Genomic DNA, 8,526 nt, shown 5'->3' with positions numbered 1-8,526 from the left:
GCGACATGCGGCCCAGTTCCTGCATGCGCTCTTCGGGAGTCATGTCGAGCATGGCGTCGGCCTTCTGCTGGGCCTGCATGCGCGCCTGGCGCCGCTCGGCCTGCTGCTCGGGCGACATCTCCTGCGGGTCGGCATCGCCGGCATTGGCCTCGCCCTTCTCCTGCTTGGCGGCCTTGCGCTCCTGGTAGATCTCGATCTGTTTCTGGTAGATGGCGCGCTCCTGCGGATCCCGGGGCATGGGGGCCTTACCTTCGGCCACAGCCTTCACCAGCGCCGGAGGAGGAAACTTTTCCACCATCTCCCGGGTGCTCATGGCCAGAGTGGAGAAGCCGGAAAGACGCGCTTCGAGCGCATGGTCGTCGATCTTCTCCGGATGGAGCTGCTGCTCGAACCACTTATCGAGGCCCATGGCGCGGAGGCGTTCCACGTCGCCGGGCCGCGGGCCGAAGCTGAAGCGGTTCAGGGCGTGAATGACCCGCTTGGAGTCGTCCATCTGCGGGACCACGGCCTTGGATTGCGCGCGCTTCTCCTTGGCCAGGAGCAGCCCGCCGGGAATCGCCAGGCAAAGCGCCAGGAGGCAAAGAAGGCGTTTGTATTTTGTCATCGGAAGAGCCCTCGCAACCGGGAGGAGGTCGGCGATGTTGCGCACCATTAATGAACCCACAGGACGGGAAAAGTTGCTGCAGGAAACTAGCAGGAATGGACGCGGCCGTTGGAGGTCTTGTAGTGGACCATGGCGGCCAGGTGGTCGATGTCGGGAGCGGAGATATTGCAGACCACGTGCTGGTCGAGGAAGGGGGCTTGATTGCGGCCGACAGCATCGCGGCGCACCTGAATGAGGATGGCCTGCACGATGTCGGGATCGAACTTCTGGGGCGTACTGCGCACGATCTCACTCAGGGCCTCACCCACGGAGAAGGAATGGCGGTGGGCGCGGTCGCTGGTCATGGCGTCGAAGGTGTCGGCCACCGCCATGATGCGGGTGGGAGTGGAGGTCTCGTCCTTGTGCAGCTTGTCGGGGTAGCCGGAGCCGTCGGAGCGCTCATGATGGGAGCGGACCACGGCCGGGATCTCGGGCCAGGGGAACTCGACCCCGTGCACGATCTGGTAGCCGATCGTGGTGTGGTCGGCCATCTCGCGAAATTCGTTGGGTTCCAGCTTCCCGGGCTTGGAGAAGATGTACTTGTCCACGGTGACCTTGCCGACGTCGTGCAACAGTCCGGCGGCGCGAACGCCTGCCACCTCGCGCTCTTCCATGCCCATGGCCTGGGCGATGCCGCCGGCGTAGTGCGCCACCCGCCGCGAGTGCCCCCGCGTGAACTGATCCTTGGCGTCGATGGCCGCGGCGAAGGCGTGAAGCGTGTTGTCGTAGAAGCCGTGCAGGGAGGCCATCAGCTTCAAGTTCTCGGCGATGCGCTGCTGGAGGGAATCTGCGAGCACCCGGTTCTGGACTGCCAAGGCGACGTAGTTGGAGAGCAGCCCCAGGGCCTCGAGGTCGTCATCGCCGTACGGTGATTCGCCCTGGCGCCGGCCGAGGGCCACGACGCCCACCAGCTTCGGGCCCACCTTCAACGGCACCAGGCACTTGAACAGCTCCGGCGCGACGTTGCCGTTGGAGCTCAGGTAGCTCTCACAAAGCCTGCCAGACAGGGCCTGCGGCATGGCGGCGGCGGCCAAGGCATGTACATGGCGCGGAAGCAGCGGGATGACGGCCTTTTCCGGAAACAGAGAGAAGCCGCGGGCCGCCAGCGCGGTAAGCATGGCCGGGCGGTCGTCGAAGCGGAACAGCGCGCCTTCGCTCGTTTCCACCGTCTCCAGCAGCAGGACGAGGATAGACTCAGCGACCTCGGCGACCGTGCGGTCAGAGGTCAGCTCGGGCCCCAACTCGGCCAGAGTCTTGAAGGTGAGCAGGAGGCGCCGGAAATTGGTTTCTCTTGCTGCCAACGAAGCGGCAGACAAATCCCAGAGCAGTCTGAGCCTACCATGCGGCGGCGCCCGGCAGCCACGCCTGGCTATTGGTTAACTTGGTGCTATCGAGAGTAATGCCCGGGCAAACCGAAGTACTCAGTACTCGGTACTCAGGACTCAGAAATGGATCTGGAGATCCGGGAATCTCTGGAGAACCAAGAGACTCGATCCATCTTGCGGCTGGCTGACCTCCTCGTGTTCCAGGACCCAGGTCATGTCGTGAGGCACGAACACGGCGTTGAGGCCTGCGGCCAGGGCCGGATTGATGTCGGACTTGGGGCTGTTGCCGACCATCCAGGTCAGGTCGCGGGCCAGGCCATACTTCTCGACCACCGAGGCGTATGTCGAGGGGTCTTTCTCGGCGACGATCTCGTGGGCGGCAAAGAAGTGCTTGAGTCCGGAGCGCTCGATCTTGCCCATCTGCTCGGTGAGGTTGCCCTTGGTCATCAGGATGAGATGGTGCCGAGCGGTGAGGTATTCGAGGGTCTCGGGCACGCCGGAGATGAGCTCGACCGGCTTGTCGGCGATGACTTGGGCAAAGCCGAGGATGGTCTGGTGCACGGCAGGGGTGAGCGGCTCGACCGCCAGGCGCTCGAAGGTGTCCACCAAAGCATGCACGAAGCTGTGCAGCCCGTAGCCGTGGCGCACGATGCAGTCGCGCTCCACGTCATTGAGCACCTGCCGGACTTGCTGCGGCGTGTACTCGCGATGGTTCAGGAAGGAGATGAAATCGGCGATGGCGCGCTCGAAGTAGACGTTGTTCTCCCAGAGCGTGTCGTCGGCGTCGATGAACAGGGTCTGAGGAGCGGCGGACATTGCTCCTATAGTACTCAGTACGGAGTACTCGGTACTCAGCAAAGTACGGTCAGGCACTCATCACTCACGACGCGGGCGGGCGTCACAGCGCCGGCGGAGTATGAATTGGGTATCATGCCGTATGGCACAACAGACCAATCGAGTCGCAGTCGTGGGGACCGGGAATGTCGGCTCCACCTTCGCTTACGCCCTCCTCCTGAGCGGGCTGGCTTCGGAGATCGTGCTTATCGACGTCAACCGGGCGCGCGCCGAAGGCGAAGCCATGGACCTGAACCACACCGAGCCCTTCGCCAAGCCTACCCGCGTCTGGGCGGGGGACTACGCTGATTGCGCCGGGGCGGCGGTGACGGTGATCGCGGCGGGGGTGGGGCAGAAGCCGGGAGAGACGCGTATCCAGCTGGTGCAGCGCAATGCGGCGGTGTTCGGCGAGATCATCCCCCAGGTGGCGAAGCATAACCCCGAGGGCATCATCCTGGTAGCCACGAACCCGGTGGACGTGCTCACCTATGCCACCCTGCGGCTCTCGGGGCTGCTGGCGCGGCGGGTGATCGGCTCGGGGACCATCCTGGACACGGCCCGCTTCCGCCACCTGCTCTCCAAGCATTTCGGGGTGGATCCACGCAGCGTGCATGCTTACATCATCGGCGAGCATGGCGACAGCGAGGTGCCGGTGTGGTCGCTGGCCAACATCGCCGGCATGCGCCTGGTGGCGTTCGCGGAGGCACACGTCATCCCCATGGACGAGAAGCGCATGCAGGAGATCTTCATCAGCACCCGCGATGCGGCTTACGCCATCATCCAGCGCAAGGGCGCCACCTACTACGCGGTGGCGGCGGGGCTGATGCGCATCGTGGAAGCCATCCTGCGCGACCAGCGGACGGTGCTTTCGGTGTCCAGCCTGGTGGACGGCCTTTACGGACTGAGCGGTGTCTGCCTGAGCCTGCCGACGGTGGTCAATCGCTCGGGCATCGAGCGGGTGCTGCGGCTCGACCTCGCGGCGGAAGAACTGGCAGGGCTATGCCACTCCGCCGACGTGCTGAAGGGCGTGATTGCCAGCCTGGAGCTGCCGCGGGCCGCGTGAGCGTCTGTTAGAATCTGAGCCGCATGGTCAGACTCGGGGTCCGCCTGCTCGTTCTTTGTCTGTCTTTCCCCCTCCTTCTTCCGGCCGCCGCTCAAACCAAATCGAAGAAAAAGAAACAGAAGAGCATGCAGGGCTACGCCGTCGGCAAACTGCCTGTGGCGCCGGACCTTTACAAGCGCATGGCCCGGTACCGGGCGGTGCAGATGCCGGCGCCGGCAGGGCTCTCCGCGCGCGAGCAGCAGATGGTGGACAAGCTGGTGGAGGCCTGCCATTCCCTGGAGAACATTTTCTGGCGCCAGAACGATCCCGAGGGGCTCACCCTTTACCAGTCACTGGCCGGCCGGAAGCTGCCGCGCGACGTGAACCTGCGGCACTTCGTGTTCATCAACGCTGGACGCTTCGATATGCTCGACGAGAATCGGCCCTTCATCGGCACCCAAGCCATGCCGCCGGGCCGCGGCCTGTATCCGGCAGGGCTGACGCGCGCCCAGATCGAAGAGCATGTGGCGCAACGCCCGGAGAAGAAGGACGAGATCTACAGCCCGTACACGGTGCTGCGGCGGCGAGGCGATGCGCTGGAAGGGATCCCGTACCGGATCGCTTATCGCAGCTTCCTGGAGCCCGCGGCGAAGGCATTGCGCGAAGCGGCGGACCTGGCCGACGACAAAGACTTCGCCCAGTTCCTGCGGATGCGGGCCGATGCGCTGCTCACGGACAAGTATTTCGACAGTGACTTGAAGTGGCTGGAGCTGAAGGAGCCAAAGTTCGACCTGATCTTCGCCCCCTATGAGACGTACCTGGACGACGTCCTGGGCATCAAGACTTCCTATGGCGCGGCAGTCCTAGTGCGCAACGACGCCGAGAGCGCCAAGCTCAAGTTGTACGAGAAGTACGTCGCCGCGCTGCAAGATGCGCTGCCGCTGCCCGAGGCCGACCGGCCATCGAAGCGCGGACTGGTCTCACCGATGGAGGTGGTGGACGCGCCTTTCCGGGCCGGCGACCTGCGGCACGGATACCAGGCGGTGGCCGACAACCTGCCCAACGATCCGGAGGTCCACAAGCGAAAGGGAAGCAAGAAGATCTTCTTCAAGAACTTCATGGAGGCGCGGGTAAAGTACGTCATCGTTCCGGTGTCGCGGCGCATGATGCGGCTGGACCAGGCCGAACTGGTCTCGGCGGACGGCTACATGGCGGGCACGCTGATGCACGAGATCGCGCACGGACTGGGGCCGGCGTTCGCCCGGGTGAATGGGAAGCAGGTCGATATCCGCGAGGCCATCGGGCCGATCCATTCCGCGCTGGAGGAAGCGAAGGCCGACATTGTCGGCTTGTGGGGATTGAAGTGGCTGACCGACCAGGGAGTCCTGCCGGCGGAGCGCCTCAAGGAATACTACGCGGCGCAACTGGCGGACATCTTTCGGACCGTCCGCTTCGGGACGGGTGAGGCTCACGCCCACGGCCAGATCATGCAATTCAATTACCTGAGCGAGAGGGGCGCGATCGTCCGCGATACCGCCACGCACCGCTACCACATCGACTTTGCCAGGATGCCCGATGCCGTCGCCGCCCTGGCCAGGGAACTGCTCGAGATCGAGGCGGCTGGCGATCGGCGGCGGGCGGAAACCTGGTTCGCGAAGTACGATTCCATGCCGGCGGAGCTCAGATCCGCGCTAAACTCCGCCAACGACGTCCCCGTCGACATCGATCCTGTTTTTTCATATCCGGAGCCTATTCAATGATCCAGGGAGCGGCAAAGTCTGCCATTGAGCGAAGAAGATTCGAGCGGGTGGGAGTTGGGCCCGCAGCCAGGGTAAGAGTCACGGATCCCAAGGGTCAGTTGCTCGGGACCCTGCGGCAGATCGGGCGCGGCGGCATCGCCTTGGAACCCGAAAAGCCGTTCAAGAAGAACAAGAAGCTGAAGATCGTCATCAGCGACCAGAGCGAGAAGATCCGCTTCCAGGTGAACGTGGTGGTGCGCCATGCCGGCGCACGCCATGTCGGCCTGGAATTCCGCGACCTGGATGCCGAGGCGGCCGTGGACGTGGGCATCCTGATCGGCAAGTACTACGAGGAGCGGACATGACACGCAGCGATGAGCGACGCAGGTTCGAGCGAGTCGGCATTCCGGCCAGCGCACGGATCCATCTGCAGACGACCTCGGGCAAGGAGATCGGGCCCGTCACCGTGCTGGGGCGCGGCGGCCTGATGGTCGATACCCAGGAGAGCTTCGAACTGGGGAAGAAGATCGAGTTGCGGATCATGGACGAGGCCGAGGGCATCCACCGCAAGATCACAATGGTCCCCCGCTACCGCCAGGGGCAGGGCGTCGGCTTCGAGTTCCATCACCTCGACGCCGACGCCGCGGTGGAGATCGGGGTCATGATCGGCAAGTACTACAGCCACGAGTCCCGGAAGTAACGCCTATCGCAGGTACTTCTCCGGGATGGGCTGCTGCGGGGTCTCGGCGTCCCACATCACCGTCATCACCCACCAACGGGTGCCGTCAAAGAACAACTGGATGCTGTTGATGCCCCGCTGGAAGGGCTGTTCGCCCTTGGCGTGCCTCGACTCATAGGTACTGAAGACGTGGGCGATGCTGCCGAACTGCTCCTGCTTGCGCGATACCTCGTTCTCGTAGAAGCCTTCCTTGGCAAAGAACGGGGTTGTGCGCTCGATGTAGTCTTCGACGGTCAGCACGCGGGCTCCGACCTGGGGATCGTTGGGACGCTTGCCGGTGGGGACCAACCGGGCCCCGGAGTGGAAGAGCGAGCGCATACGGCTCCAGTCGCGCGGGTGCCCGGCGGGGCCGGAGATCACGTCGTAAAGCGCCCGGATGGTGGCATCGACGGACTTTACGTCGTTGGGATTCGCTTGAGTGGGCTTAGCAGGTTCAGGAGTCTTCGGCTGCTGTTGGGCGAATACGAGTGCAGAGAACAGGACGAGAGAGAGGATGACGGCGTGCTTCATGCTTCCTCCAGGCGGGCAAACCGGCATGGTGAGACGCCCTGACGGGCGTCTCTACCGAGGTTCAGCCGACGAATTCGACTTTTGGCTTATGGGGGATGATGCCGGCGGCGTGTCCCATGTCGAGGAGCCGACGCACCGCTTCGCGGCCCTCGGGACCGTAGTCGAGGGTGCGCTCGTTGACGTACATGCCGACGAACTTGTCGGCGGAGTGGCTATCGAGGTCGCGGGCGAACTGCATGGCGTACTCCAGCGCCGCCGGGCGGTGCTCGAGGGCGTACTGGATGCTGTCGCGCAGGGCCTGGGTGACGCTCGCGATCAACTCCGGGCCGAGGTCGCGGCGGATGGCGTTCCCGCCCAGGGGCAGCGGCAGGCCGGTCATGTCGCGCCACCACTTGCCCAAATCAAGGACGCGATGGAGCCCGGCTTTATCGTAGGTCAACTGGCCTTCGTGGATGATGAGCCCGGCGTCGTACTTGCCCTCCAGCACCTGGGGAATGATCTGATCGAAGGGCACGACCTCGGTCTCGATGGTCGGGGCGAACAGTCTCAGCGCCAGGAAAGCGGTGGTCAGCCTGCCGGGGACCGCGACCGTGACCTGCTTCACCTCGTCGAGGTTGAGCACGCGGGATGAAACCACCATAGGCCCGTACCCCTCGCCCACGCTGCCCCCGCAAGGCAACAGCGCGTATCGCTCCTGGATGTAGGGATAAGCATGGAAGGAGACGGCGGTGACGTCGAAGTGCCCCTCGTCCATGGCGCGGCGGTTCAGGGTCTCGATGTCACAGAGCGTGTGCGCGAATTTCAGTCCCTTGACGCGCACCTTGTTGGTGGCCATGGCGTAGAACATGAAGGCGTCGTCGGAGTCGGGGCTGTGCGCGATGGTGACCTCACGGGCCTTGTCGGAGACGGAACCACGGGGCATGGACGCCTTTTCTTGCAGGGAACGGCTCACTTGGCTTCCAGACGCGGCACTCTCGCGGCTGCGCCTGCGGCGGCCATCACCTTGGCCACTTCGGCGAATACGAACGGGTACAGCCCGAACTGCGCTGCCAGCTTCCAGGACCCGTGCGACAGGACGAGCAACCAGCTCAGGCCACCAGCGAACAGCACCAGTTCTCCCGCGACCGCGGCGACAGCATAGCGGGCGAAACTCCTGACGCCGCGCTCGGCGATGAGGCCGGTCACGAACGCGACCACGGGATAGGCCAGAAGATACCCGCCGGTCGGGCCGAGCAACTGGGCCACGCCGCCGGCGCCGGCAGGGTTGAAGACCGGCATGCCCGACGCGCCTTCCGCCAGATACAGGGCCATGGCGGCGAATCCCCGCTTGCTGCCCAGCGCCAGCGCTACCAGCAGCACGCCGAAGTTCTGCACCGTCAGGGGCACGGGCGTGAAGGGAAGTGGCAGGGTGATGCGGGCGCAGAGGGCGACGAAGAAGCTGGCGCCCACCACCAGCGCGAGTTGGATCCACCAGCTTTCGATGCGGCTGACGGTCTGGGTCAGGGACTTGGACATGATTGCCTCAATGTCTGATCGGATCCGCGTGGTCTTCTTCGACGTCCGGCATGGCGGGGCGAAGCGCCGTGTCGGATGCCTGCCGTCGCATGTGGCGCCGCGCACGCAGAAAAACCGCCGCGCCCACACCCAGGAGGGCAAGGGTGCAGAGCACCAGGATCACGAACAGAACCTTCATA

Annotated in this window: 10 protein-coding genes; 4 read left to right on the top strand and 6 right to left on the bottom strand. The window is 64.4% G+C overall.

Annotated elements, in window-relative coordinates; translation table 11 throughout:
- From VMS96_06845 to VMS96_06835, 3 genes are all read right to left on the bottom strand, one after another.
- Nucleotides 1-604 (bottom strand): DUF1800 family protein (locus VMS96_06845; GenBank protein HVP43132.1); only part of this gene is annotated, 604 nt, incomplete at its 3' end.
- Nucleotides 605-690: 86 nt separating this feature from the next.
- A complete protein-coding gene (locus VMS96_06840) occupies nucleotides 691-1,944 on the bottom strand; it encodes an HD domain-containing phosphohydrolase (protein HVP43131.1) in 1,254 nt (417 codons plus the stop codon).
- Nucleotides 1,945-2,085: 141 nt separating this feature from the next.
- Complete coding sequence (locus VMS96_06835; protein ID HVP43130.1) at nucleotides 2,086-2,784, bottom strand: HAD family hydrolase; 699 nt, start codon at nucleotides 2,782-2,784, stop codon at nucleotides 2,086-2,088.
- Nucleotides 2,785-2,905: 121 nt separating this feature from the next.
- Between VMS96_06835 and VMS96_06830 the strand changes: the two genes are divergently transcribed.
- The 4 genes from VMS96_06830 (at nucleotide 2,906) to VMS96_06815 (ending at nucleotide 6,283) form a co-directional block, all read left to right on the top strand.
- The gene (locus VMS96_06830; GenBank protein HVP43129.1) at nucleotides 2,906-3,865 is read left to right on the top strand and encodes an L-lactate dehydrogenase; all 960 of its coding nucleotides are present in this window, start codon (nucleotides 2,906-2,908) and stop codon (nucleotides 3,863-3,865) included.
- Nucleotides 3,866-3,990: 125 nt separating this feature from the next.
- Nucleotides 3,991-5,604 (top strand): hypothetical protein, encoded by a 1,614-nt coding sequence (locus tag VMS96_06825; protein HVP43128.1) that lies wholly within the window; start codon nucleotides 3,991-3,993, stop codon nucleotides 5,602-5,604.
- Entirely contained in the window at nucleotides 5,601-5,948 is a 348-nt protein-coding gene (locus tag VMS96_06820; GenBank protein ID HVP43127.1) for a PilZ domain-containing protein, read from the top strand. Before VMS96_06825 ends, VMS96_06820 begins: the two co-directional genes overlap by 4 nt.
- Nucleotides 5,945-6,283 (top strand): PilZ domain-containing protein, encoded by a 339-nt coding sequence (locus tag VMS96_06815; protein HVP43126.1) that lies wholly within the window; start codon nucleotides 5,945-5,947, stop codon nucleotides 6,281-6,283. Before VMS96_06820 ends, VMS96_06815 begins: the two co-directional genes overlap by 4 nt.
- Before the next feature lie 3 nt (nucleotides 6,284-6,286).
- On the opposite strand, the gene VMS96_06810 is transcribed toward VMS96_06815, so the two are convergent.
- From VMS96_06810 to VMS96_06800, 3 genes are all read right to left on the bottom strand, one after another.
- Nucleotides 6,287-6,832, bottom strand: a complete 546-nt coding sequence (locus tag VMS96_06810; GenBank protein HVP43125.1) for a hypothetical protein — start codon at nucleotides 6,830-6,832, stop codon at nucleotides 6,287-6,289.
- Nucleotides 6,833-6,893: 61 nt separating this feature from the next.
- On the bottom strand, nucleotides 6,894-7,754 hold the full coding sequence (locus VMS96_06805) for an MqnA/MqnD/SBP family protein (protein ID HVP43124.1): 861 nt from the start codon (nucleotides 7,752-7,754) through the stop codon (nucleotides 6,894-6,896).
- A 26-nt stretch (nucleotides 7,755-7,780) separates the two neighbouring features.
- A complete protein-coding gene (locus VMS96_06800; protein ID HVP43123.1) occupies nucleotides 7,781-8,347 on the bottom strand; it encodes a biotin transporter BioY in 567 nt (188 codons plus the stop codon).
- Nucleotides 8,348-8,526: the final 179 nt, after the last annotated feature.

It is taken from the genome of Terriglobales bacterium (assembly GCA_035543055.1).
In the GTDB taxonomy this organism is placed as follows: Bacteria; Acidobacteriota; Terriglobia; order Terriglobales; family Acidobacteriaceae; genus JAIQFD01.
The sequence above is the reverse complement of the archived record's forward strand: the minus strand, read 5'-3'. Positions and strand labels throughout refer to the sequence as shown.

Coding starts and splice junctions, on each gene's coding strand:
- VMS96_06805 (HVP43124.1), bottom strand. CDS start 7,754: ATGCCCCGTGGTTCCGTCTCCGACAAGGCCCGTGAGGTCACCATCGCG.
- VMS96_06820 (HVP43127.1), top strand. CDS start 5,601: ATGATCCAGGGAGCGGCAAAGTCTGCCATTGAGCGAAGAAGATTCGAG.
- VMS96_06830 (HVP43129.1), top strand. CDS start 2,906: ATGGCACAACAGACCAATCGAGTCGCAGTCGTGGGGACCGGGAATGTC.
- VMS96_06835 (HVP43130.1), bottom strand. CDS start 2,784: ATGTCCGCCGCTCCTCAGACCCTGTTCATCGACGCCGACGACACGCTC.
- VMS96_06815 (HVP43126.1), top strand. CDS start 5,945: ATGACACGCAGCGATGAGCGACGCAGGTTCGAGCGAGTCGGCATTCCG.
- VMS96_06825 (HVP43128.1), top strand. CDS start 3,991: ATGCAGGGCTACGCCGTCGGCAAACTGCCTGTGGCGCCGGACCTTTAC.
- VMS96_06800 (HVP43123.1), bottom strand. CDS start 8,347: ATGTCCAAGTCCCTGACCCAGACCGTCAGCCGCATCGAAAGCTGGTGG.
- VMS96_06810 (HVP43125.1), bottom strand. CDS start 6,832: ATGAAGCACGCCGTCATCCTCTCTCTCGTCCTGTTCTCTGCACTCGTA.